Below are 22,578 nucleotides of genomic sequence, written 5' to 3'. Positions count from 1 at the left end.
CCCAAGGAAGGCAGGCGCCCCCTCGGGGGGCAGCGAACGAAGTGAGCGTGGGGGTCGTTTCATTTCTGCTCCTGCAGTTGGTCGGCGAGCTTCGCGAATTCGTCGTCGGGCATCCCAGGGATCGCTTCGGGCGTGTCCGCGCCGAGCGCGCGCCACACGTCGAGCGCGTCCTTGCAGCCATCGAACCGTTCGACGCGGGCTTCGAGACGCGCCTGCTCCGCGCGCAGCATCGCCACGTCGAATGTCGGCGCACGCTTGAGCAGCTCGAGCGCCGCCGCGCGAAACGCGTCGGGCGTGTCGGCCACGTAACGATCCGCGCCGCCGATCAGCCGCCGATGCTTGCCGCCCATCGTGCGCCAGATCAGCGCGCGATCCTTCGCGTCCAATTCCTCGACACCGCGATTGGTCTCGATCACCTCGGGGCCCGACACGCTGATGCGCCCCTGCTCGGACACCGCGAGCGCCGAGCAGCACGCGGCGAGCAACCCGCCGCCGCCGTAGCAGCCGGAGCGCCCGCCGATCAGTCCGATCACCGGCACGCCGGCCGCACGCGCGTCGACGAGCGCCCGCATGATCTCGGCGATCGCGAGCTCGCCCGCGTTCGCTTCCTGCAGCCGCACGCCCCCCGTATCGAACAGGATCAGCACCGGCGTGCCGACTTCGCGCGCCGCCCGCAGCAGCCCGGTGAGCTTCGCGCCGTGCACTTCGCCGAACGCGCCGCCCATGAAGCGGCCTTCCTGCGCGGCGACGAACACCGGCTTGCCGTCGAGCCGGCCGTGGCCGACCACCATCCCGTCGTCGAACTGCTGCGGCAGGTCGAACAACGGCAGGTGCGGGCTCGTCACGCGGTCGCCCGGCCCGAGAAATTCCGTGAAGCTGCCCGCGTCGAGCAGCCCGTCGACGCGCTGGCGCGCCGACGCTTCGTACCAGCTCGCGCCGTTCGCGACGAACGCGGGCGCGTCATGGATCATGTCGGTCGTCATGCGTCCCCCTCGATCGCGCGCACGGCCTGCGCGAGCCGCAGCGACACCATGTCGGGCCGCGCGCCGCCGTCGTTGATCGACAGCTTCAGGCCGCCCGGCGCGCGCCGTTCGACGAAGTCCGACACGACGGCCTGCCACACCGCGCCGAAACCCACCGCCGCGGTGCGGATGTCGATCTCGCATTCATTGCCCGGCAGCACGCGCTCGACGAGCACCTCGAGATTGCCGGACGCGACCACGCCGACGAGCGCCGTGGCCCGTTCGCCCTGCGCGCGCTCGCGCGCGGTGAAGCGGTAGTTCAACTGTTCCATGCCCTCTTCCTCACCAGTTGCGGAACCGGGCCGGCGGCGCATAGAGGCCGCCCGACCAGTGCACGAGATCCTTGATCGAACGCGCGGCAAGCCAGCGGCGGTCGGCATCGAGCGGATCGATGCCGAGATCCTCCGGACGCTGAATCACGCCGCGCTCGCGCAGCCGCTCGACCATCCTGCGGTCGCGGCCGCGGCCGACCTCGGTATACCCGGCCACGCCGCGGATCGCGTGCTCGCGCTCATCCTTGTCGCGGCACATCAGCAGGTTCGCGATGCCTTCCTCGGTGACGATGTGCGTGACGTCGTCGCCGTAGACCATGATCGGCGCGAGGTCGAGCTGCAGCTTGTCGGCGAGTTTCAATGCGTCGAGCTTCTCGACGAACATCGGCACGTTCTTGTCGCCGAACGTCTCGCCGATCTGCACGACCAGCTTGCGGCCGCGCCTGAGCGCCGCCGGCGTGTCGGGGTCGGCTTGCGCGCCGGCCTTCAGCCACGGCTCGCTCGGATGGCGCCGGCCGCGCGCGTCGCTGCCCATGTTCGGCGCGCCGCCGAAGCCGGCGATCCGCTCGGCCGTGACCGTCGACGAATGGCCCGCCAGGTCGATCTGCAGCGTCGAGCCGATGAACATGTCGCACGCGTAGAGGCCCGCGGTCTGGCAGAACGCGCGGTTCGAGCGCAGCGACCCGTCGGGGCCCGTGAACCACACGTCGGAGCGCGCGCGGATGTAGTCGTCCATCCCCACTTCGGAACCGAAGCAGTGAATCTGCTCGACCCAGCCCGACTCGATCGCGGGAATCAGCGTCGGGTGCGGGTTGAGCGCCCAGTGCGTGCAGACCTTGCCCTTCAACCCGAGCTTCGCGCCGTAGGTCGGCAGCAGCAGCTCGATCGCGGCCGTGTTGAAGCCGATCCCGTGGTTCAGGCGCTTGATCCCGTACGGTTCGTAGATGCCCTTGATCGCGAGCATCGCGGTCAGGATCTGCGTTTCGGTGATCGCGGCCGGGTCGCGCGTGAACAGCGGCTCGACGTAGAACGGCCGGCCGGCCTCGACGACGAAATGCACGCGGTCGCCGGGAATGTCGACGCGCGGCACCTTGTCGACGATGCGGTCGACCTGCGCGATCACGATGCCGTCCTTGAACGCGGTGGCCTCGACGACGGTCGGCGTGTCTTCCGTGTTCGGGCCGGTATAGAGGTTGCCGTCGCGATCGGCGCTGACCGCCGCGATCAGCGCGACCTGCGGCGTGAGATCGATGAAGTAGCGAGCGAACAACTCGAGATACGTGTGCACCGCGCCGAGCGCGATCTTGCCGCCGAACAGCAGCTTCGCGATCCGCTGCGACTGCGGGCCCGAATACGCGAAGTCGAGACGCTTCGCGATGCCGCGCTCGAACACGTCGAGATGCTCGGGCAGCACGACGCCCGACTGCACCATGTGCAGGTCGTGGATCTTCGCGCTGTCGACGTCGGCGAGCGCCGTCGCGAGCAGGTCGGCCTGTTTCTGGTTGTCGCCTTCGAGGCAAACGCGGTCGCCGGGCCGCAGCACCGCTTCGAGCAACGCGACGGTGTCGCGCGCATCGACCCGCTTGCCCTGCGCGTACGCCGCGCCGGCCGCGAGGCGTGCATCGCGCGCCTGCCGCGCGTGATTCCATCCCGTCATGAACAGTTCTCCCGCTTCGATGGTCCAGCGGCATTCTAAGCCTGGCGCCGCCGTCGATTGATGATGTTGAAGAATGCGACTCAGAGGGCGCCGCGATGGATTCGGCGCGCCGGAAACCGCGCACACCGACTACATGCGCGGCCCGCCCGAATCGCACGCGGCGGCTATGCGCCGACCAGCGCGCGCGTCGTGAAGAACAGCAGCGACGGGCCGAGCAGGCAGCCGACGCCCGTATGGAACGTCGCGACCAGCGCGCCATACGGCACGAGCCGGCGGTCGGTCGCGGCGAGGCCCGCGCTCACGCCGCTGACGGTGCCGGCGAGGCCGCCGAAGATCATCGCGGAGCGTGGCGTCTTCAGGCCCATGAAGTTGGCCGCGACCGGCGTGCCGACCATCACGATGATCGCCTTGACCAGCCCCGTCGCGATGCTGAGCGCGATCACGTCGGAGCTCGCGCCGATCGCCGCGCCCGTCACGGGCCCGACGATGTAGGTGACGGCGCCCGCGCCGATGGTCGTCATGCTGACCGCATCGGTGTAGCCGAACGCGCGCGCGATGCTCGCGCCGACGACGAACGGCAGCACGGTGCCGAGCAGCAGCGACACGACGCCGACGAGGCCGGCCTTGCGCGCCTCGGCGGGCTGCACTTCGAACGCGGTCGCGACGATCGCGAAATCGCGCAGCATCGCGCCGCCCATCAGGCCGACACCGGCGAACAGCCGCACGTCGGCGAGCCCCTTCTCGCCGCCGGTGAACGCGCCGCCGACATAGGCGAGCACCAGGCCGATCACGATCGCGATCGCGGAGCCGTGTACGCGGCCGTACGTGAGCTTGCGCGACGCGATCGACGACACCCACATGATCAGGCCGACCAGCGCGAACGACGCGACGAGCCCGTTATGGGCGACGGTTTTTTCGAGCATCTGCAACATGGCGGCCTCCTTCACTGTTCTTCGAATTGCGGCACGCCCGCGAAGGCCGTGTCGTCGCGCCCGGTGCGCACGAGTACCGCGATGCAGCATGCGCAGATCCCGACCGCGCCGACGGCGGCCAGCAGCGCGACCGGCCCGCCCTTCAGCGCGGCGACGACGTTCTGGTTCGCGGCCATCGCGACGACGACCGGGATGTACATCGCGCCCCAGAAACCGACGCCCGCTTCGGTCTCCTTCGGCAGCCAGCCGCGCCGGTGCAGCCACAGGCGCAGGCAGATCAGCAGCAGCATCGCGATGCCGACGCCGCCGACGTTGGTCTTCACGCCGATCGCGGCGCCCAGCAGGTCGCCGAGGAACAGCCCGGCCAGATGGCAGAACGCCAGCAGCGCGGTTCCGTAGATGATCATGAGTCGTCTCCAGTCTCTTCGTGACGGGCGCCTGACGCGTGCGGAAGCCAGGCCCGCACGCCGGTCCCGGGCGCGGACAGTCTGTCTCCTGCGGCGGGGCGCCGCGACCCGGCGGCTCGTCGTGCGAGCGCGTTCTCGGGCGGTCGATGGGATGATGCGGTTTCGGGCCGGACGCCGGATGGCTTAGACTGACCGATGGAGCTGGCGGCGCGACACGGGCTACGCGTCCGATGTGCCCCCTTGCATGGGCCGCACCGAGGCGTGATCCGATACTAGCGCCGCAAAATGCGGCCATTTATGAAGTTGTCGAAACCGATTCAGTGGATTTAGCAATGCGTCCCTTACCGCCCGAGTTGCTGCGCAGCTTCGTCGCCGTCGCCCAGTCCGGCAGTTTCACCGCCGCGTCCGAGCGCGTGAGCCTGTCGCAGTCGACCGTCAGCCAGCACATCCGCCGCCTCGAGGAGCTGCTCGACCGGCCGCTGTTCGAGCGCGACACGCGCAACGTGCACCTGTCGCAGCACGGCGACGCGCTGTTCCGCTACGCGGTGCGCATTCTCGAACTGATGGACGAGGCCGTCACGTCGGTGTGCGGGCCGCCGCTGTCGGGCAAGGTGCGGCTCGCGATGTCGGAGGATTTCGCGAGCGCGCACCTGACGGCCGCGCTCGCGAGCTTCGTGCAGCGCAATCCGGACGTCGAGCTCGCGATCTCGACGGGGCTGTCGGGCGACCTGTTCGATGCGCTCGACGAAGGCCGCCACGATCTGGTGTTCGCGAAGCGCGTCGCGGGCAGCCGGCGCGGCCGCGTGATCCGCAGCGAACCGCTGTACTGGTGCACCGGCCCCGATTCGCGGATCACCGGTCACGAGGCCGTGCTGCCGCTCGCGCTGCACCCGGAGCCGAGCGTGTCGCGCCGCCGTGTGCTCGAGTCGCTGGAGGCGGTCGGCCGCCCTTACCGGATCGCCGTGGTGAGCAGCAGCATCGCGGTGCTGCGCGCGGCCGCGAGCGCGGGGCTCGGCGTCAGCGCGTTCGCCGGCTACGTGATTCCGGCCGGGCTCGCCCGGCTCGACGCGGGGCTGCCCGAACTCGGCGAACTCGAATACGTGATCGACCGGCCCGCGGCTGCATCACGCTCGACGCTCGCGCTCGAGGCGACGCTGATCACGGCGGCCGCCGAACTGTAGCGAGCGCTCAGGGCAGGAAACTGCGCCGCCGCGCGTCGATCAGCTCGACGAGCAGCCGGTCGCGCTCGGCCGCCAGTTCCTGCATCGAACGCTCGCCCTGGATCGCGCGCAGTTCGTCGTTCAGCTTGCGATCGACGGCCGGATCGAACGACGGCGTGCCGAGGTCGTCCCACCACGTCGTGATCGGCCCCGACAGGTGTTCGAGGAAGTGCGCGATCCCGCCCGCGCCGCCGCCGAGGTGATAGGTCAGGCACTGCCCCATCAGTCCCCAGCGCAGGCCGGGGCCCCACGCGACGGCCTTGTCCGCATCGGCGACGCTCACCACGCCTTCGCCGACCAGGTGATACACCTCGCGAAACAGCGCGGCGGCGAGCCGGTTCGCGACGTGGCCGGTCATTTCCTTGTTGAGCACGATCGTCTGCTTGCCGAGCGCGTCGTAGAACGCTTTCACGCGCGCGATCACGGCCGGGTCGGTCGCGTCGCCGCCGACCAGCTCGACGAGCGGAATCAGGTGCGGCGGGTTGAACGGATGCGCGATCAGGCAGCGTTCCGGATGCTTGTCGCACGCGGTCTGGATCTCCGACATCTTCAGGCCCGACGAACTCGACGCGATCGGCACGCGCGCGGGCAGCACGTCGTCCATCTGCCGGTACAACTCCCGCTTCAGGTCGAGCCTCTCGGGGCCGTTCTCCTGCACGAAATCGACGCCGTCGAGCGCGCGCACGAGATCCGCGTCGAACGACAGCCGCGCGGAAAGTTCTGCGGTGCGTTCGCCGAGAAACCCTGCGAGTGCGTCGCGCAGCCGCGCGTCGGCCTGCGGCGCGGGATCGGTCGCGACGACGTCGAAGCCCTGCGACAGATAGAAGGCCGCCCAGCTCGCGCCGATCACGCCGGCGCCAACGATCGCGATGCGTTGAATGTCCATGTCCGTCCCGTCTCCGTGGTCTGTGGATAGCGCGACGATTGTCGCATCGATTCGCATCGCCACGTATTGATGCCGGTTGCAATTTCCCTCTTGAAAACCGCCGCGGCGACCTCTAATTACCCGTTGCCAGGCAGTGCCCGTCACGCGCACTGCCCCCGTTTCGACTCAGCGGAAAACCGCGCATCGCACACGCCGTCGGCGTCGCGTCGTCGCGTCTTTCGCACTCATGTTCCGGAGGACCTTCATGAGCGGCATCCATTACGGGTACGACCTGTTCGACGAATTCGCCCGCGTGCAGCGGCAGGTGGCGAGCCTGTTCGGCGAGCACCCGACCGGCATCCGCGCGGTGCGGCCGAGCGCGTTTCCCGCGCTGAACGTCGGCGCGACCGACGACGCGATCGAGATCGTCGCGTTCGCCCCCGGCATGGCCGCGGCCGACTTCGACGTATCGATCGACAAGGACCTGCTGACGATCAGCGGCGAGCGCAAGCCGGTGCCGCACGACGCCGGCGACGACCTGCGCACCTACGCGCAGGAGCGCTTTCACGGCGCGTTCCGTCGCGTCGTCGAGCTGCCTCAGAACGCCGACGCCGACAACGTCAGCGCCCGCTATGAAAACGGCTGCCTGCTGATTCGCGTCGGCCGGCGCGAGGCAGCGAAGCCGCGCGCGATCACCGTTCAGTAACCTTCAGGAGAACGACATGAATATGAGCCAGATGAGCCAGAACCTGACCGAACGCCGCAACGGTGCCATCCACGCAGCCGCCGCCGAAGCCGCGCGCCGGCCCGCGCTCACGCCGGCCGTCGATATCGTCGAGGACGCACGGCGCGTCACGCTGCGCGCCGACCTGCCCGGCGTGCCGCGCGAGAACCTCGACGTGAAGGTGCACGACAACACGCTGACGATCGAAGCCGACACGCGCATCGACACGCCGGCCGATCTGCGCGTGCGCCATGCCGAAGTCCGCGCGCCGCGCTTCGTGCGCACGTTCGTGCTGAGCCCCGATCTCGACACGTCGCAAATCGATGCGAGCCTGCGCGACGGCGTACTCACGTTGACGATTCCGCGCCGCGAGGAAACACGCCCGCGCCGCATCGACGTGACAGCCGGCAACGCGTAAACGCCGGCGCGTGTCCATCGCGTCACGCACATGACAAAGCCCCGCCAGGCATCACACCTGGCGGGGCTTTTTTGCAACGTGCGGCGCACTACGCGCGCGCCGCCGCGCTCAATCGAAATCGAACAGGTCGAACATCGACTTCTTGCGACGCTGGCCGTCGTGCCGGTAACGGTCGTCGTGCGGGCGACCGTCGCGCCCCCAGCCATCGTCACGCCCGCGCGGCGCGTGGGCATCGTGACGCACCGGCGGCTCGTCGCGGCGTGCCGGCACGTCGCCGGTTTCGCGTGCGATCAGCTTGTCGAGTTCGCCACGATCGAGCCACACGCCGCGGCACGTCGGACAGTAGTCGATCTCGATCGACTGGCGCTCGGCCATCAGCAGGTCGGGCGTCTTGCAGACCGGACATTTCATCGCGTTTCTCCTTCCGTTGAGAATTCCTAATCGAGGGCGGGCCCTCGCCCGCCCGCTTGCTCAGTGAGCTTCGCCGCGCGCCGCGCGCTTCGCCTTCGCACGTCGCGCCAGCATGTTCATGCCCTCGACGAACGCCGAGAACGCCATCGCCGCGTAGATATAGCCCTTCGGCACGTGCGAGCCGAAACCTTCCGCGATCAGCGTCATGCCGATCACGACCAGGAACGACAGCGCGAGCATCACGATGGTCGGGTTGCGGTCGATGAAGCGTGCGAGCGGCTGGGCGGCGAACAGCATCACGCTCACCGCGACGATCACCGCGACGAACATGATCGGGACGTGCTCGGTCATGCCGATCGCGGTCACGATGCTGTCGATCGAGAACACGATGTCGAGCATCACGATCTGGCCGATCGCGGCCCAGACCGTCAGGCCGGCCGCGCCGCCGGACGCGCCCGAACCGTCGGCGTCATGCGACACGTGATGATGGATCTCGGTGGTCGCCTTCCACACGAGGAACAGGCCGCCCGCCAGCAGGATCATGTCGCGCCACGAGAACGCGTGATCGAACAGCGTGAACACCGGTTCGGTGAGGCTCGCGATCCACGCGACGCTGCCGAGCAGCGCGAGGCGCATCACGAGCGCGAGCCCGATGCCCAGGCGCTGCGTGCGGGCGCGCTGCGCTTCCGGCAGCTTGTTGCTGAGGATCGAGATGAAGATCAGGTTGTCGATGCCGAGCACGACTTCCATCACGACGAGCGTCAGGAGCGCGGCCCAGACGGCGGGGTCGGCGGCAAGCGTCAGCAGGTAGTCCATGAATAGGGCCGATTCGAATGTTGGAAAGTCCGATGATAGGCCTTCCATGACTTCGGAAAAATCAGCGAGAATCTGATCTTTGGTTCGGTTTTTCCGAAATCTCGCTCCGATGCTGAATTTTCGCCACCTGTACTATTTCTGGGTCGTCGTGAAGGAAGGTGGCTTCGCGCGCGCCGCCGAGCGGCTCGACGTGGCCGTGCAGACGATCAGCGCGCAGGTGCGCGACCTGGAGAAGTCGCTCGGCCACCAGCTGTTGCGCCCGGCCGGGCGCGGCGTCGCGATGACCGATGCGGGCCAGGCCGCGTATGCGCGCGCGGAGGTGATCTTCGAGATGGGCCGGCTGATCCCCGACGAAGTGCGCGCGGCGGCGAGCCAGCCGACCGTGCGGCTCGCGGTCGGCCTCGCGGACGGGATCTCGAAGCTGGCCGCGCATGCGATCCTCGCGCCGGTGCTCGACACGCCCACGCTTCGGCTGCTGTGTCACGAGGGCGAGCACGACGCGCTGCTCGCAGAACTGGCCCTGCATCACCTCGATCTGGTGCTGGCCGGACAGGGCGCGCCTTCGGGGTCGAATCTGCGCGTGACGAGCGAGCGGCTCGTCGCGTCGCCGGTCGACTGGTACGGGCCCGCGGCGCTCGTCACGCCCGCCGCGCGCCAGCGCTTCCCGCACTGCCTCGCCGAGCTGCCGGTATTGCTGCCGACCGCCCATTCGGCGCTGCGCGCACGTCTGGACCTATGGCTGGAGCGGGAACGGATCGTGCCCCGCGTGGCCGGCGAATTCGAGGACAGCGCGCTGATGGCCGTGTTCGCGGCGCGCGGCCTCGGCGTGTTTCCGCTCAGCGAACTCGGCGCGAACGACGCGTCGCTGTTGCGCGGACTGCGCCGGCTCGGCCGTGCGGGCGACGTGACCGAGGAAATCCACGCGATCCGCTCGCGGCGCGGCGAACACCATCCGCTCGTGTCGCAATTGCTCGCCGTCGCGCCGTCGGCACCGGCCGGCTGAAGCAAGCGCGACATCAAACGAAACTATAATGACGCCCCGGCCATACGAGATTGCCAAGCGCCGTGCACCGGCACAGCCGTTGCGCGGCATCGCGTGGGCGGCGCCCGCCGCCCCGCCCGGCATTTCGCCGAGCCTTTTGAAAGACGCCATGCACAACCGATTTCGCCTGTTTTCCGTTTCGTGCGCGCTCGCGGCCGCGGCCGTGCTGGCGGCGTGCTCGTCGCCGCCCAAGCCGATCTACCAGCAGGAGCAGTTCGACGCGGCGACCAGCCCGTATGCGCACACGTTCCGCTCGAAATCCGACGCGGCCTGCGAGGCCGCGCGTCGCGCGCTGCTGAGCCAGGGCTATGTCGTGTCGTCGTCGCGCAACGATGCGGTCGACGGCAGCAAGAATTTCCAGCCGAACAACGACATGCACGTCGTGATCGAGTTTCACGTCGTATGCGCGGACGCGACCGCGGACGGCACGTCGAGCATCGCGTACGTGAACGCGGTGCAGGACCGCTACACGCTGAAGAAGTCGAATACGTCGGCCAGCGTCGGGCTGAGCGTGTTCGGGTCGCTGTCGCTGCCGATCGGTTCGAGCGACGACGCGCTCGTGAAAACGGCGAGCGAGACGATTCCCGCCGGCGTGTTCTACGAGCGCTTCTTCAATCTCGTCGAGCATTTCCTGAAGATCGATCCGGCCCGCCGCGACCGCGCCACCGTGAAAGCGGCCGAGAAGGAGCCCGTCGCGCCGCTGCCCGAACCCGCGCCGACGCCGCAGGGCGAGCCGATGAAGATGACGACGCCCGTCGTGCCGACGCCGCCTGCGGCGCCTGTACCGCTGTCGGTGCCGAGCGTCGCGCCGACGCCGGGCACGCCCGTCGTGCCGGCCGTGCCTGCGCCGGCATCGGCCGTGGTTGCCCCGGGGGCGATGCGCGGTGTCGTGCCGGGGGCCGCGCCGGCTTCGGGTCCGGTGCCGGCTTCGGCACCTGCGTCTGCTGCTCCGACGCCGGCTTCGGCTTCGACGCTGGCTGCTTCGATGCCCGCTGCTTCGACGTCGGCTGCTTCGACGCCGGCCGCATCGATGCCGGCCGCTTCGACGTCGGCTGCTTCGACGCCGGCTGCTTCGACGTCGGTTGCTTCGACGCCGGCCGCTTCGACATCGGCCACATCGACGTCGGCTGCTTCGACGCCAGTGGCTGCCACGACGGCGGCCGCAACGCAGGTATCGGCCGCGCCTGTATCCGCGGCATCCGCACCTGTGCCGTCGAGCGCCACTTCGACGGCCGCAGACAAAGCGCCTGCATCGGCAACTGCCGCTCCCCTCGCCTCGTCCGCGCCGTCCGGCGCCAGCGCGCCCGCCGCGAACTGACTGCACAGCCGCCGTTACGGCTTCTTCTGCAACGTCGTCCCGCTGCGCCGCGTGACGTACGCCGGGGCGTCAGCGCGTTACCGGAGCGTCGCGTTCAACGTCTGCAGTTGCTCGACCGTCGCCGTCACCCCGCCGCACACGATCACCGCGATGTCCGACGCCGACGCAAGCACCGGCACCGACCGTTCGAGCGCGGCCAGCGCCGCGCCGCACGCCGGCTCGACGACGATCCGGTGCTCGTCCAGGAACCGCAACGACGCCGCCACCGCCTGCGCATCCGACACGACGACCGGATGAATCGGATGCCGCGTCGCCCATTCGACCGCCGCGTCGCACGGGCGCTTCGCGCCGAGCGTCGTCGCGATGCTCGTGATCGCCGGCAACTCGACCGGGCGCCCCTGCGCGACCGAGCGCGCATAGCTGTCGGCGCCCACCGTCTCGACCGCGATCACCGGCACGTCGTGCCAGCCGTTGCGCGCAAGCCCCTCGAGTACGCCGCACAGCAACCCGCCGCCGCCGACCGACAGCACGACCGCGTCGGGCTTCGGGCCGGTCAGCGCCATCTCGTCGATCATCGTCGCGTGCCCTTGCCACAGCACCGGGTCGTCGAACGGATGCACGAACGCGTCCTGCGCACCGACGGCCGCCAGCGCGAACGCGTTCGCCTCCACCCAGCTCGCACCGTGCACGATCACCTCCGCGCCTTCGACACGAATCAGCTCGCGCGCGCGGGCCGATGCGGTTTCGGGCACGACGACGAGCACCGGCACGCCGAGTTCCCGACCGCAATACGCGACCGCGATGCCCGCATTGCCGCCCGACGACGACACGAACCGGCGCGCGCCGGCCGCATGCCGCGCTTCGCAAACCGCGCCGATGCCGCGCAACTTGAACGAACCGGACGGCTGCAGCGCGTCGAGCTTCAGCCGGATGTTCGTGCCGAGGCGGCGCGACGCGATTTGCGAACGGATATAGGGAGTCGGGATATGAAGCGGCATGGCGCGGGACACCGTGAGGACAGTCGGGACAAGGGAATCGCACGCAGCCTGTGAACAGGCCCGGCAATGGCGCCCATCGTACGGCACGCCGGCCATGCTTTCCAATACCATCGAATGGCTCTTGCTATGCTTTACGGGCATATCAACCGAATCGAAACCGGAGCCCACCCCGCATGCGCCAGATCGAACTGCGTCACCTGCGTTACTTCGTGGCGGTCGCGCAAGCCGGCAGCGTGATGGCCGGCGCCCGCGCGGCCGGCATCGTCCAGCCTGCGCTGTCGCGGCAGATCCGCGAACTCGAGGACGCAATCGGTACGCCGCTGCTGATCCGCCGCACGACGGGCGTCACGCTCACGGCGGCCGGCGCGAGTTTCCTGCAGGATGCGACGGGCCTGCTCGCGACGTTGCAGGACAGCCGCGAACGCGCGTTGCGCAGCGCGGCCGGCCAGCTCGGCGAACTGCGGCTCGGCGCGCTGCCGAACTGCCTGCCGCTGCCGGTCGTCGCGAACGTGCTCAAGGCGTTTCGCGATGCGTGTCCGGACGTGAAGTTGTCGATCGCGCCGATGCTGTCGGCCGAGCAGGCGGCGGCGCTGATGCGCGGCCAGCTCGACGGCGGCATCATGGCGTGGCGCCGCGACGAGGCACCGCATCTGTCGGGCGTGCGGCTGCTGAGCGACCGCTTCGTGCTGGCGATGCCCGCGCCGCCCGGCGGGCGCTTTCACGCGCCGCGCACGCTCGCCGACGTCGCGCACGAACCGTTCGTGTGGTTCGACGCGCAGCGCTCCGCCGCGCACCATCGCTTCCTGATGACGCAGTGCGAACGCGCGGGCTTCACGCCTCGCATCGCGCAGGTCGGCAGCGACATCCCGACGCTGATCGGGCTCGTCGCGGCCGGCATGGGTTGCGCGTTCGTGCCGGAAAGCGCGTCGCCGACGTGCCCGCGCACGGTCCGGCTCGTCGCGCTCGACGAACTCGCGAGCCGCTTCGACATCGAGTTCGTGTTCGACGGCGCGGCGGCGCCCGCTTCCCCTGTCGTCGCACGGTTTCTCGACGCCGTACGCGACGCGGCCGGCCACGCGGATTGACCGAGCGCCGGCGAAATCAACCGGCGCACCTGCGACGGATTCTGTAGCATCGCGGACCGCGGATCGGGCCGCCTGGAGCGGGGCGCCGCGCCGCGCGACGACGGCCGGCTTCGCCGTCACCGCACCTAAACATCCGCCGGAACGTACGAAAATTCTTTCAGATTCGTGACAATCGGCGCAGCCGCCTCGCTATTTTTAAATTGACACCAAAAACGGCCGTTTAACGTCATTTCGAATCGTTATGCCCCGAAATATACTGCGCCCGCATCCAACCCTCGTGCCAAAGAGAGGATGCCTTTCCGCCCCGGTCACGGTCCCCCTGTGACCGGGGCTTTTTTTGCCGCAAGCCGCGGTGGTACAGGATCTGCGGGAAGGATCACGCACTTGCGTCACCACGAGTCGGCTGCCCTACCCCGTGGCCCGAGCGCCCCGACGCTGCCGACCTCACACTCACGCGGCCCCAACCCCGCATTGTTGACATGAAATCAAGATAATTTCGCCCGGATACGGCTTTTTCCGCAAAAGTCATGCAGGCACACTTCACCCTGTCCACAACGGCCGATGCCGTTGCCCAATGCTTACAGGAGCGCATCGCGTGAACCCCACGACTTCTTCTCCTTCCCGCCCGGGCGGCAGCGCCGCGCTGCCGCTGCTGGCGCTCGCCGCCGGTGCGTTCGGCATCGGCACGACCGAGTTCTCGCCGATGGGCCTGCTGCCCGTGATCGCCGACGGCGTCCACGTGTCGATTCCGCAGGCCGGCATGCTGATCAGCGCGTATGCGATCGGCGTGATGGCCGGCGCGCCGCTGATGACGCTGCTGCTCGCGCGCTGGTCGCGCCGCTCGGCGCTGATCGCACTGATGTCGATCTTCACGATCGGCAACCTGCTGTCGGCCATCGCGCCGGACTACACGACGCTGCTGCTCGCACGACTCGTCACGAGCCTGAACCACGGCGCGTTCTTCGGGCTCGGCTCGGTGGTCGCGGCCGGCCTCGTGCCGCGTGAACGGCAAGCCAGCGCGGTCGCGACGATGTTCATGGGCCTCACGATCGCGAACGTCGGCGGCGTGCCGGCCGCGACCTGGCTCGGCCAGATGATCGGCTGGCGCATGTCGTTCGCGGCCACCGCCGCGCTCGGCCTGATCGCGATCGCCGGTCTGTTCGCCGCGCTGCCGAAGGGCGAGGCCGGCAAGATGCCGAACCTGCGTGCCGAACTGTCGGTGCTCACGCGCCCGGTCGTGCTCGGCGCGCTCGCGACCACGGTGCTCGGCGCCGGCGCGATGTTCACGCTCTACACGTACGTCGCCCCGACGCTCGAACACGTGACCGGCGCGACGCCCGGCTTCGTGACCGCGATGCTCGTGCTGATCGGCGTCGGCTTCTCGATCGGCAACATCGCCGGCGGCCGCCTCGCCGACCGCTCGCTCGACGCCACGCTGGTCGGCTTCCTGGTGCTGCTGATCGTGACGATGGCCGGGTTCCCAATGCTCGCCCGCACGCATGTCGGCGCGGCGGCCACGCTGCTGGTGTGGGGTGTCGCGACGTTCGCGGTGGTCCCGCCGCTGCAGATGCGCGTGATGCGTGCCGCACACGAAGCGCCGGGCCTCGCGTCGGCCGTCAACATCGGCGCGTTCAACCTCGGCAATGCGCTCGGCGCGGCAGCCGGCGGCGCGGCGATCTCGGCCGGCTTCGGCTACGCGGCCGTGCCGCTCGTCGGCGGGCTGATTGCCGCGGCCGGGCTCGCGCTGGTCGCGCTGCAAAGGATGCAACGCCGCCGCGCACCGGTTGCCGCGAACTCGTAAGCGCACCGCGACCCGCAGGGTGCCGATACGCGGCGCCCCAATTGAACAACGCCCGCGCCGGGATGCCGACGCGGGCGTTGTCGCTGATGGGCCGCGCATCGCGGCCGCCGGGTCGACGTATCAGCCCGCGGCGGCGAACCCGCCGAAGAATGCTCGTGCGTTCGCATCGAGGCTCTCGAGGTGATAGCCGCCCTCCTGCACGATCACCGTCGGCAAGCCGAGCGCGCCGATCGCGCCGCCGAGCCGGCCGAACCCGTCGGTCGTGACGGCCACCTGCGATTGCGGGTCGTCCTTGTAGATGTCGAAGCCGAGCGCGAGCACGAGCGCATCGGGCTGGAACCGCGCGAGCGCGCGCAGCGCGTCGTCGAGCCGCTCGAAGAAGGTCGACTCGGGCGCACCGTGCGGCATCGGCAGGTTCAGGTTGTAGCCGTCGCCGGGCCCCGCGCCCGTCTCTTCCTCGTAGCCGGCGACGACCGGATAGAAATTGGTCGGGTCGCCGTGGATCGACACGTACAGCACGTCGTCGCGGCCGTAGAAGATTTCCTGCACGCCCTGCCCGTGATGCATGTCGGTATCGAGGATCGCGACCCGCCGATGGCGGCCGAGCAGCGCCTGCGCGGCGATCGCCGCGTTGTTGAGGTAGCAGAAGCCGCCGGCGGCATCGCGGCGCGCGTGATGGCCGGGCGGGCGGCACAGCGCGTACGCGTCGCGCGCGCCGTCGTTGACGTCCGCTGCGGCCGAGAGTGCGCTCTGTGCGGACCAGTACGCGGCGCGCCACGTGTTCGCGCCGACCGGGCAGCTGCCGTCGGCGAGATAGCGCGCGGCTTTCGCGAGCACGCCGCGCAGCGGATTCGGATCGCGCACGAACACGTTCGACATCACTTCGTCGCCCCAGTCGTCGGGCATCCGCTTCCAGTCGCGGTGCGCTTCCTCCAGAAAGCGCAGGTAGTTCATGTCGTGCACGGCCGCGATCGGCGCGGTGCCGCGGTCGTCCGGCTCGCGCACGTCGAAGTCGAGCGAACGCACGGCCGCGACCAGCCGCGCCGCGCGCTCGGGCACTTCCTGTGGCTCGCGCATCCTGCCGCGCGACAGGTAGGTCCGCGGATGGTGCAGCAACTGTTCGGGGTGGAAATAGGTGTTCATCGTCGGTCCTCGTCGATTCGTCGCGTCATGCATCGTGCGCGGCTGCCGCTGCAGCCACGCGCGTCGCGACGCCCGCCCGCGCGAGCACCGCGTTGAGCAGCACGTTCGTGCCGCGCGTCACGTCGTCGGGCAGCGCGTCCTCGGCCTCGTTGTGCGACAGCCCGTCGACGCACGGGATGAACACCATCGCGGTCGGCACGCAGCGCGCGAGCACGATCGCATCGTGACCGGCGCCGCTGACGATCCGTTCGTTCGTATAACCAAATGCCTCCGCGGCCTGCGCGACCAGCTCGACGCAGCCGCGGTCGAACGGCGTCGCGGGGCTGCGCCAGCAGGTATCGATCGCGACCTGCACGCCGCGCGCCGCACCCACGCGCGCGCATGCGTCACGCAGCGCGCGCTCCATCGCATCGACTTGCGCGTCGTCGTGATGGCGCAGGTCGACGGTGAACGTCACGTCGCCGGCGATCGTGTTGCGCGACGCGTTGCGGATGCCGACTTGCCCGATCGTCGCGAGCCCGCGCGGCGCGTGGCCGGCGACGATGCGTTCCAGTTCGAGCGCCATCTGCGCGCTCGCGAAATACGCGTCCTTGCGATACGGCATCGGCGTCGTGCCCGCATGCGCGGCCACGCCCGTCACGCGCACGTCGAGCCAGCGGATCGCCTGCCCGCCCGTAACGATGCCGATCGTCGTGCCGTTCGCCTCGAGCACGGGCCCCTGTTCGATATGCGCTTCGAAATACGCGTCGACCGCGCCGCCCGGCGCACGCGTGCCGCGACAGCCGCACGCGTCCAGCGCGGCGCCGAGCGTGATGCCGTCGGCGTCCTGCTTCGCAAGTGCGTCATCGAGCGGCAGCGCGCCCGTGAACACGGCCGAGCCGAGCATCGCCGGCGCGAAACGCGCGCCCTCCTCGTTGGTCCACGACACGATCTCGAGCGGCTTGCCGGTCACGATGCCCGCATCGTTCAGCGTGCGCACGACTTCGAGCCCGGCGAGCACGCCGTACACGCCGTCGAAGCGCCCGCCTTCGGGCTGCGTGTCGAGATGGCTGCCGATCAGCACCGGCGCGGCCTGCACGTCGGTGCCGTCGCGCCGCGCGAACAGGTTGCCGACCGCGTCGACGCTCACCGTCATCCCCGCGTCGCGGCACCACTGCGCGAACAGGTCGCGCCCGCGCCGGTCGTCGTCGGTCAGCGCGAGGCGCCGCACGCCGCCGCGCGGCGTCGCGCCGATGCGCGCCATGTCGGCCAGGCTCCGCCACAGGCGGGCACCGTCGATTTCCAACAGGTCTTTCATTTGCACTCCGATGAATTCGTTCGTCGAGGGTCAGTGCGAGCCGAGCGCTTCGGCCGTGGCCGGCCGGCCCGCGCGTCGCGCGTCGAGCGCGACGATGCAAAGCAGCGAGATGCCGGCGAGACACGTGTAGAACACCGCGAGCGGCCACCACTGGCCCGCGAAGCGATGCGCGAGCCAGGTGCCGACGAGCGGCGTCAGGCCGCCCGCGATCGCGCCACAAACCTGGTACGCGAGCGAGATCGCCGAATAGCGCACGTGCGCGGGAAACACGTCGCTCACGAAGCCGGCGATCACCGAGTAGAAGCCGGCCATGCACACGACCGCGAGCGCGATGCCGGCGACGAGCGACCCGGACGTGCCGCCCTGCACGAGCATGAACATCGGGTACGGCGACAGCATCGCGAGCAGCGCGGCGATCTTCAGGAAACGCGCGCCGCCGATACGCTCGGCGATCCACGCGGCGAGCGGCTGCGCGATGAACTGGATGATCGCGACCGCGAACAGGCTGTCGAGGATCAGCGAGCGCGACACGCCGACGTACTGCGTGGTGTACGCGATCATGAACGTGTTGGTGAAATAGACGCCCGCGATCCCGATCGTGTTCGCGCCGATGCAGAGCAGCACGAGCCCCGACGCGGAGCGCAGCACTTCGGCCACCGGCAGCTTCACGGTGCGGTTCGCTTCCTTCACGCGCGCGAATTCCGGCGACTCGTTCACGCCGAGCCGGATCAGGAGGCCGACGACGAGCAGCACTGAGCTCGCGAGAAACGGCAGGCGCCAGCCCCATGCGAGGAAATCGGCCTTGTCCATCGACGTGACCGCGCGAAACGCGACCAGCGACAGGATCAGCCCGGCCGGGCTGCCGAGCTGCGCGAACGACGCGAAGAACGTGCGGCGGCCCTGCGGCGCGTGCTCGCCCGCCATCAGCACCGCGCCGCCCCACTCGCCGCCGACGGCGATCCCCTGCACGACGCGCAGCACGATCAGCAGCACCGGCGCGAGCATGCCGACCTGCGAATAGTCGGGCAGCAGCCCGACGCACACGGTCGCGACGCCCATCATCATCAGCGTCGTCATCAGCGCCTTCTTGCGGCCGATGCGGTCGCCGAGGTGGCCGAACACGATGCCGCCGAGCGGGCGCGCGAAGAAGCCGACCGCGAACGTCGCGAACGACGCCATCGTGCTGACGAAGCGGTCATGCGACGGGAAATAGAGTTCGCCGAACACGAGCGCGGCGGCGGTCGCGTAGATGTAGAAGTCGTACCACTCGATCATCGTGCCGACGAACGCGGCCGTCGCGGCACGCGCCGGCTGGCGGGCGGAAGGAAGGGACTGGGTCATGCGGGCTCCTGACGCGCGCCGCGGCACGCGCAATATCGTGGTGGCGGGCCGTCTGTCGCGGCCTCGCGCCGCACGGTGCGGCGCCCCTCCTTTATCGGCGACCGCAAATCATTAGTCAAATTTCAAGTTATTATTCAGCGTATAAATTCAGCTAATGACTGATCCGATTCGAGCGGAGACCCGATGCGCGCCGACCTCACCCCCTTCCTCAACGACCGCCTCGACTGGAACCTGCTGCGCACCTACCTGGTGATCATGCAGGAGCGCAGCGTGAGCCGGGCGGCCGCGCGCCTGCACGTGACGCAGCCGGCCGTGAGCCAGGCGCTGCGGCGGCTGGAAGACACGCTGGAGCGCAAGCTGATCGAGCGGCGCGGTGCGCACTTCGCGCCCACTCCAGCGGGCGAAGCCGTGTATCGGATCGCGAGCGACATCTACGGCGGCGTGTCGCGGCTCGAAACGGAACTCGACGACAGCACGGCCGACCTCACCGGTTCGATCCGGCTGCTGACGGTGAGCCGCATCGAGTCGCCCGTCTACGACGCATTCCTCGCCGACTTCCATCGCGCGTATCCGCGCATCGATCTGCAGATCGAAGTGATGCGCTCATCCGACATCCTGTCGTCGCTGCTGCAGAAGACGGCCACCGCCGGGCTCGGCCTGTGCCGCACGCCGCACGACAAGCTCGAGATGCGCTGCTTCCTGCGCCAGCGCTACGCGATCTACTGCGGTCGCCATCACCGGCTGTTCGGGCAGACGCAGTTGCGGATGGAGGATCTGCTCGCGGAGAACTTCGTGTCGTTCACGAGCGATCAGATCGGCGACAGCCTGTCGCCGCTCACCGTGTTCCGCGACCAGAAGGGCTTCACCGGGCGCATCGTCGCGTCGTCGCCGAGTCTCGAGGAAGTGCGGCGGCTGATCTTCGCCGGTTACGGAATCGGCTGCCTGCCCGAGCACATCGTGCGCGACGACATCGCGCAGCAACGGCTGTGGCGACTGCCGCCCGACGACGGCCTCGTCGACGTCGACGTGTTCCTGCTGTGGCATCGCGACCGCAAGATGAACGCGGCCGAGCACGCGTTCCTCGACGCGATGGAGCGCTGCATGCAGCAGCACTCGCTCGCGGAACGGCTGGGGATGTAGGCGTTGGATTGCTCGCACACGCGAAAGGAGGGTCGCGGTCGTCGTCGCGTTCTTCGGCTACTACCCTGCGACGCGCGCCGCATGCTTGAGCGGAACGACGCCGGGCACGGTGGTCCGCCGTGCCGGCATCGTGGATCACGAAGGTGTGATGTGCAGCGCGGCTGCCGATGATGCGGGATTCGGCGGGCCGCTCAGGCCGGCGGAAGGCCGGCCCGACGGGCGACGCGATGCGTCATGCGTCAGTGGTGAACCTCGCTGCGTTCGAGCGGCAGGATCAGCCGCTCGGGGATGCTGCGTCGCGACGCACGCGCGCCGACGTAGTACAGCACGGCCGGCACGATGAGGCCGAGGATCCACGAGATGTCGGTGCCGCCGAGCGCATCGACGAGCGCGCCCGTGTAGATGTGCGTCGACATGAACGGCACCTGCACCAGGATGCCGACCACGTAGATCGTGATCGCCATCACGTTCCAGCGGCCGTAGCGGCCATCCGGATCGGACAGCGCCGGCACGTCGTAGCGCGAGCGCGTGAAGCAGTAGTAGTCGACCAGGTTGATCGCGCTCCACGGCGTGAAGAACGCGAGCAGGAACAGGATGAACGCGGTGAATTCCTTCAGGAACGAATGACGGCCGGCGAGCGCGATCAGCGTCGACACGCAGATCATCCCGAAGATGTAGACGAGACGGCTGCGCGACGACACCGCGCCCTTGCCGCGGAAACCGCTGACGATCGTCGCCATCGACATGAAGCTGCCGTACGCGTTGAGCGCGGTCACCGTCACCTTGCCGAACGCGATGCTCAAATACAGCAGTGCGGCGACGGCCCCCGTCGAGCCGAGCCCGACGATGTACGACACCTCGTGGTGCGCGAACTGGCTGCCGGCCAGCGCGGCCGCGAACACGCCGAACACCATCGCGGCCTGCGCGCCGATCACCGAGCCCAGGCCGACCGCGAGGAACGTAGCGACCGACGACGTCGAGCGCGGCAGGTAGCGCGAATAGTCGGCGACGTACGGGCCGAACGCGATCTGCCACGACGCGGACAGCGACATCGACAGCAGGAAGCTCGCGAGCGAGAAGTGCCGGTTCGCGAGCAGCGCGCCGACGTCGTGGTTCGCGAACAGCTGCGTGAACATGTAGACGAACGCGACGATGCCGACCACGCTCGCGATCCGGCCGACGAAGTGGATCGCGCGATAGCCGAACACCGTCAGCACGACGATCACGGCCGCGAACAGCAGGATGCCGGCCGCGTCGTCGACGTGCAGCAGTTGCGCGACCGCCTGCCCGGCGAGCACCGAGCCGCTGGCGGAAAAGCCGATGTACATCAGGCACACGAGCACGATCGGGATCATCGCGCCGTAGACGCCGAACTGCACGCGGCTCGAGATCATCTGCGGCAACCCGAGCTGCGGCCCCTGCGCGCCGTGCAGCGCCATCACCGCGCCGCCGACGAACTGGCCGAGCAGCAGCGCGACCAGCGACCAGAATACGTCGCCGCCGAGCACGACCGCGAGCGCCCCCGTGACGATGGCCGTGATCTGCATGTTCGCCGACAGCCACAGCGTGAACTGGCTCAGCAGCCCGCCGTGGCGTTCGGCGTCGGGAATGAAATCGATCGAGCGTACCTCGATCAGGCCGCCGGCTTTTCCACTGGGATTCGTTGACACGGGGAAATCTCCAAGATACTGAGGATCGCGAATGGTTCGGACGAGACGGGAAACGGCAAACCTGCCGGGGCGCCCTTTCGGCTCGCCGGACGTGGCGCGCCATGGATCGCCGATGAGCGCCGACATTGCCAGCGGATATTCTTGTATATACAACTTGCGTGATATCGGTGATTTCCCGGGTGTTCGACGATTTATGAAACGTGTCGGAAAACGGCACGCGTCGGACCTGCGGAGTCGTCGGTCGCGCGTAGGAAAAATGAAAGCTCAGGTGCCGGCGGGCGACGCCGGCTCGGGCTCGGCCACCAGGTCGTCGGCGGGAAGGAGCGTCAGCAAGCGCCGCACGGCTTCGACGTCGCGTGCGTGCAGCCATGCGTCGTAGTCGGCGCGGCGCAGGATCACGACGCCCCGCTTCTCGTCGCCGGGCCGATGCATGCGCGCGAACACCGGGTGATCGTCGGCGTTGACCGTGAGCATCGTCATGCCGATTCGCTCGCGGCCGTCGGCCGTGATGAAGCTGCGCCAGATGCCGGCGACGCAGCACGGTTGCCAGCCGTCGACGCCGATCCGGTGCCACACGTTGCGGCCCGTCTCGTAGCACGGCTCGAAAATCCAGCGCACAGGAATCAGGCAACGCTGGCCGTTGCGCCAGGCCGTGCTGTAGAGCCGCGACGAGCCGACCGTTTCCGCGCGCGCGTTCACCGTATCGAGCTTCTTGCGCTTGCGGCCGTTCTCGTCGACACGCACGGGCTGCATGAACTTCGGCCAGAAGCCGAACACCGCGCTGACGACCGCGAGGCCGTCGCCGTCGGCACGCGCGATGGGCGCCACGTAATCGGGATACACGTCGGGTTCCCACGGGTCGCGGCGAAACAGGTCGCCGATGCCGAGCTTCAGCTCGCTGATGCCCGGGTCTTCATCGGGGGCGCGGTAGTGAGTGCACACGTTTCGGTAGACGATGGACGCGATGTCTTCATCGTAGGTCAGCGGGCATGCCGTGTT

At 69.0% G+C, this 22,578-nt stretch carries 22 protein-coding genes; 8 read left to right on the top strand and 14 right to left on the bottom strand.

Features of this window, described 5'->3' with window-relative positions:
- Nucleotides 1-59 precede the first annotated feature (59 nt).
- The 5 genes from ABIC50_RS03495 to madL form a co-directional block, all read right to left on the bottom strand.
- The gene (locus ABIC50_RS03495) at nucleotides 60-983 is read right to left on the bottom strand and encodes a biotin-independent malonate decarboxylase subunit beta (protein WP_354161591.1); all 924 of its coding nucleotides are present in this window, start codon (nucleotides 981-983) and stop codon (nucleotides 60-62) included.
- On the bottom strand, nucleotides 980-1,294 hold the full coding sequence (gene mdcC, locus ABIC50_RS03490; protein ID WP_006754569.1) for a malonate decarboxylase acyl carrier protein: 315 nt from the start codon (nucleotides 1,292-1,294) through the stop codon (nucleotides 980-982). Before mdcC ends, ABIC50_RS03495 begins: the two co-directional genes overlap by 4 nt.
- Nucleotides 1,295-1,304: 10 nt before the next feature.
- A complete protein-coding gene (gene mdcA, locus ABIC50_RS03485) occupies nucleotides 1,305-2,951 on the bottom strand; it encodes a malonate decarboxylase subunit alpha (RefSeq protein ID WP_354161588.1) in 1,647 nt (548 codons plus the stop codon).
- Nucleotides 2,952-3,115: 164 nt separating this feature from the next.
- Complete coding sequence (gene madM / locus ABIC50_RS03480; RefSeq protein WP_354161585.1) at nucleotides 3,116-3,883, bottom strand: malonate transporter subunit MadM; 768 nt, start codon at nucleotides 3,881-3,883, stop codon at nucleotides 3,116-3,118.
- 11 nt (nucleotides 3,884-3,894) lie between these two features.
- Nucleotides 3,895-4,290 (bottom strand): malonate transporter subunit MadL, encoded by a 396-nt coding sequence (madL, locus tag ABIC50_RS03475; RefSeq protein WP_006754566.1) that lies wholly within the window; start codon nucleotides 4,288-4,290, stop codon nucleotides 3,895-3,897.
- 332 nt (nucleotides 4,291-4,622) lie between these two features.
- Between madL and ABIC50_RS03470 the strand changes: the two genes are divergently transcribed.
- Nucleotides 4,623-5,471 (top strand): LysR substrate-binding domain-containing protein, encoded by an 849-nt coding sequence (locus tag ABIC50_RS03470; protein ID WP_011656476.1) that lies wholly within the window; start codon nucleotides 4,623-4,625, stop codon nucleotides 5,469-5,471.
- Between the two features lie 7 nt (nucleotides 5,472-5,478).
- Here ABIC50_RS03470 and ABIC50_RS03465 read toward each other — a convergent pair whose 3' ends face one another.
- Nucleotides 5,479-6,396 (bottom strand): 3-hydroxyacyl-CoA dehydrogenase NAD-binding domain-containing protein, encoded by a 918-nt coding sequence (locus ABIC50_RS03465; protein ID WP_354161582.1) that lies wholly within the window; start codon nucleotides 6,394-6,396, stop codon nucleotides 5,479-5,481.
- A gap of 244 nt (nucleotides 6,397-6,640) precedes the next feature.
- Here ABIC50_RS03465 and ABIC50_RS03460 point away from each other — a divergent pair, with 244 nt between their 5' ends.
- A complete protein-coding gene (locus tag ABIC50_RS03460; RefSeq protein ID WP_105787255.1) occupies nucleotides 6,641-7,081 on the top strand; it encodes an Hsp20/alpha crystallin family protein in 441 nt (146 codons plus the stop codon).
- Between the two features lie 16 nt (nucleotides 7,082-7,097).
- A complete protein-coding gene (locus ABIC50_RS03455) occupies nucleotides 7,098-7,517 on the top strand; it encodes an Hsp20/alpha crystallin family protein (RefSeq protein ID WP_422110895.1) in 420 nt (139 codons plus the stop codon).
- 108 nt (nucleotides 7,518-7,625) lie between these two features.
- On the opposite strand, the gene ABIC50_RS03450 is transcribed toward ABIC50_RS03455, so the two are convergent.
- Both ABIC50_RS03450 and ABIC50_RS03445 read right to left on the bottom strand, forming a co-directional pair.
- Entirely contained in the window at nucleotides 7,626-7,928 is a 303-nt protein-coding gene (locus tag ABIC50_RS03450; protein ID WP_105833768.1) for a TFIIB-type zinc ribbon-containing protein, read from the bottom strand.
- A gap of 60 nt (nucleotides 7,929-7,988) precedes the next feature.
- Nucleotides 7,989-8,744, bottom strand: coding sequence for a TerC family protein (locus ABIC50_RS03445; RefSeq protein WP_165751169.1), 756 nt, complete (start codon nucleotides 8,742-8,744; stop codon nucleotides 7,989-7,991).
- A gap of 109 nt (nucleotides 8,745-8,853) precedes the next feature.
- Here ABIC50_RS03445 and ABIC50_RS03440 point away from each other — a divergent pair, with 109 nt between their 5' ends.
- Both ABIC50_RS03440 and ABIC50_RS03435 read left to right on the top strand, forming a co-directional pair.
- A complete protein-coding gene (locus tag ABIC50_RS03440) occupies nucleotides 8,854-9,747 on the top strand; it encodes a LysR family transcriptional regulator (RefSeq protein WP_354161579.1) in 894 nt (297 codons plus the stop codon).
- A 148-nt stretch (nucleotides 9,748-9,895) separates the two neighbouring features.
- The gene (locus tag ABIC50_RS03435) at nucleotides 9,896-11,104 is read left to right on the top strand and encodes a DUF2242 domain-containing protein (protein ID WP_354161576.1); all 1,209 of its coding nucleotides are present in this window, start codon (nucleotides 9,896-9,898) and stop codon (nucleotides 11,102-11,104) included.
- A gap of 77 nt (nucleotides 11,105-11,181) precedes the next feature.
- On the opposite strand, the gene ABIC50_RS03430 is transcribed toward ABIC50_RS03435, so the two are convergent.
- Nucleotides 11,182-12,102 (bottom strand): pyridoxal-phosphate dependent enzyme, encoded by a 921-nt coding sequence (locus tag ABIC50_RS03430; RefSeq protein ID WP_354161574.1) that lies wholly within the window; start codon nucleotides 12,100-12,102, stop codon nucleotides 11,182-11,184.
- A gap of 173 nt (nucleotides 12,103-12,275) precedes the next feature.
- On the opposite strand from ABIC50_RS03430, the gene ABIC50_RS03425 reads away from it, so the two are divergent.
- Both ABIC50_RS03425 and ABIC50_RS03420 read left to right on the top strand, forming a co-directional pair.
- Nucleotides 12,276-13,187, top strand: coding sequence for a LysR family transcriptional regulator (locus ABIC50_RS03425; protein WP_354161571.1), 912 nt, complete (start codon nucleotides 12,276-12,278; stop codon nucleotides 13,185-13,187).
- Nucleotides 13,188-13,782: 595 nt separating this feature from the next.
- A complete protein-coding gene (locus ABIC50_RS03420; RefSeq protein ID WP_354161568.1) occupies nucleotides 13,783-14,988 on the top strand; it encodes an MFS transporter in 1,206 nt (401 codons plus the stop codon).
- A 120-nt stretch (nucleotides 14,989-15,108) separates the two neighbouring features.
- On the opposite strand, the gene ABIC50_RS03415 is transcribed toward ABIC50_RS03420, so the two are convergent.
- The 3 genes from ABIC50_RS03415 to ABIC50_RS03405 are packed head-to-tail and all read right to left on the bottom strand — an operon-like array spanning nucleotide 15,109 to nucleotide 18,769.
- The gene (locus ABIC50_RS03415) at nucleotides 15,109-16,131 is read right to left on the bottom strand and encodes a histone deacetylase family protein (protein WP_354161565.1); all 1,023 of its coding nucleotides are present in this window, start codon (nucleotides 16,129-16,131) and stop codon (nucleotides 15,109-15,111) included.
- 25 nt (nucleotides 16,132-16,156) lie between these two features.
- A complete protein-coding gene (locus ABIC50_RS03410; RefSeq protein WP_354161562.1) occupies nucleotides 16,157-17,428 on the bottom strand; it encodes a Zn-dependent hydrolase in 1,272 nt (423 codons plus the stop codon).
- Nucleotides 17,429-17,458: 30 nt separating this feature from the next.
- Nucleotides 17,459-18,769, bottom strand: a complete 1,311-nt coding sequence (locus tag ABIC50_RS03405) for an MFS transporter (RefSeq protein WP_354161559.1) — start codon at nucleotides 18,767-18,769, stop codon at nucleotides 17,459-17,461.
- A 183-nt stretch (nucleotides 18,770-18,952) separates the two neighbouring features.
- Between ABIC50_RS03405 and ABIC50_RS03400 the strand changes: the two genes are divergently transcribed.
- A complete protein-coding gene (locus tag ABIC50_RS03400; RefSeq protein WP_011656462.1) occupies nucleotides 18,953-19,909 on the top strand; it encodes a LysR family transcriptional regulator in 957 nt (318 codons plus the stop codon).
- A 239-nt stretch (nucleotides 19,910-20,148) separates the two neighbouring features.
- On the opposite strand, the gene ABIC50_RS03395 is transcribed toward ABIC50_RS03400, so the two are convergent.
- A complete protein-coding gene (locus ABIC50_RS03395) occupies nucleotides 20,149-21,579 on the bottom strand; it encodes a purine-cytosine permease family protein (RefSeq protein ID WP_354161556.1) in 1,431 nt (476 codons plus the stop codon).
- A gap of 264 nt (nucleotides 21,580-21,843) precedes the next feature.
- A complete protein-coding gene (locus tag ABIC50_RS03390; RefSeq protein ID WP_354161554.1) occupies nucleotides 21,844-22,521 on the bottom strand; it encodes an SOS response-associated peptidase family protein in 678 nt (225 codons plus the stop codon).
- Nucleotides 22,522-22,578: the final 57 nt, after the last annotated feature.

Source organism: Burkholderia sp. 567 (assembly GCF_040545115.1).
In the GTDB taxonomy this organism is placed as follows: Bacteria; Pseudomonadota; Gammaproteobacteria; order Burkholderiales; family Burkholderiaceae; genus Burkholderia; species Burkholderia ambifaria.
This window is presented reverse-complemented; position numbering and strand designations above follow the sequence as displayed.

Coding starts and splice junctions, on each gene's coding strand:
- ABIC50_RS03495 (WP_354161591.1), bottom strand. CDS start 983: ATGACGACCGACATGATCCATGACGCGCCCGCGTTCGTCGCGAACGGC.
- mdcC (WP_006754569.1), bottom strand. CDS start 1,294: ATGGAACAGTTGAACTACCGCTTCACCGCGCGCGAGCGCGCGCAGGGC.
- mdcA (WP_354161588.1), bottom strand. CDS start 2,951: ATGACGGGATGGAATCACGCGCGGCAGGCGCGCGATGCACGCCTCGCG.
- madM (WP_354161585.1), bottom strand. CDS start 3,883: ATGTTGCAGATGCTCGAAAAAACCGTCGCCCATAACGGGCTCGTCGCG.
- madL (WP_006754566.1), bottom strand. CDS start 4,290: ATGATCATCTACGGAACCGCGCTGCTGGCGTTCTGCCATCTGGCCGGG.
- ABIC50_RS03470 (WP_011656476.1), top strand. CDS start 4,623: ATGCGTCCCTTACCGCCCGAGTTGCTGCGCAGCTTCGTCGCCGTCGCC.
- ABIC50_RS03465 (WP_354161582.1), bottom strand. CDS start 6,396: ATGGACATTCAACGCATCGCGATCGTTGGCGCCGGCGTGATCGGCGCG.
- ABIC50_RS03460 (WP_105787255.1), top strand. CDS start 6,641: ATGAGCGGCATCCATTACGGGTACGACCTGTTCGACGAATTCGCCCGC.
- ABIC50_RS03455 (WP_422110895.1), top strand. CDS start 7,098: ATGAATATGAGCCAGATGAGCCAGAACCTGACCGAACGCCGCAACGGT.
- ABIC50_RS03450 (WP_105833768.1), bottom strand. CDS start 7,928: ATGAAATGTCCGGTCTGCAAGACGCCCGACCTGCTGATGGCCGAGCGC.
- ABIC50_RS03445 (WP_165751169.1), bottom strand. CDS start 8,744: ATGGACTACCTGCTGACGCTTGCCGCCGACCCCGCCGTCTGGGCCGCG.
- ABIC50_RS03440 (WP_354161579.1), top strand. CDS start 8,854: ATGCTGAATTTTCGCCACCTGTACTATTTCTGGGTCGTCGTGAAGGAA.
- ABIC50_RS03435 (WP_354161576.1), top strand. CDS start 9,896: ATGCACAACCGATTTCGCCTGTTTTCCGTTTCGTGCGCGCTCGCGGCC.
- ABIC50_RS03430 (WP_354161574.1), bottom strand. CDS start 12,102: ATGCCGCTTCATATCCCGACTCCCTATATCCGTTCGCAAATCGCGTCG.
- ABIC50_RS03425 (WP_354161571.1), top strand. CDS start 12,276: ATGCGCCAGATCGAACTGCGTCACCTGCGTTACTTCGTGGCGGTCGCG.
- ABIC50_RS03415 (WP_354161565.1), bottom strand. CDS start 16,131: ATGAACACCTATTTCCACCCCGAACAGTTGCTGCACCATCCGCGGACC.
- ABIC50_RS03410 (WP_354161562.1), bottom strand. CDS start 17,428: ATGAAAGACCTGTTGGAAATCGACGGTGCCCGCCTGTGGCGGAGCCTG.
- ABIC50_RS03405 (WP_354161559.1), bottom strand. CDS start 18,769: ATGACCCAGTCCCTTCCTTCCGCCCGCCAGCCGGCGCGTGCCGCGACG.
- ABIC50_RS03400 (WP_011656462.1), top strand. CDS start 18,953: ATGCGCGCCGACCTCACCCCCTTCCTCAACGACCGCCTCGACTGGAAC.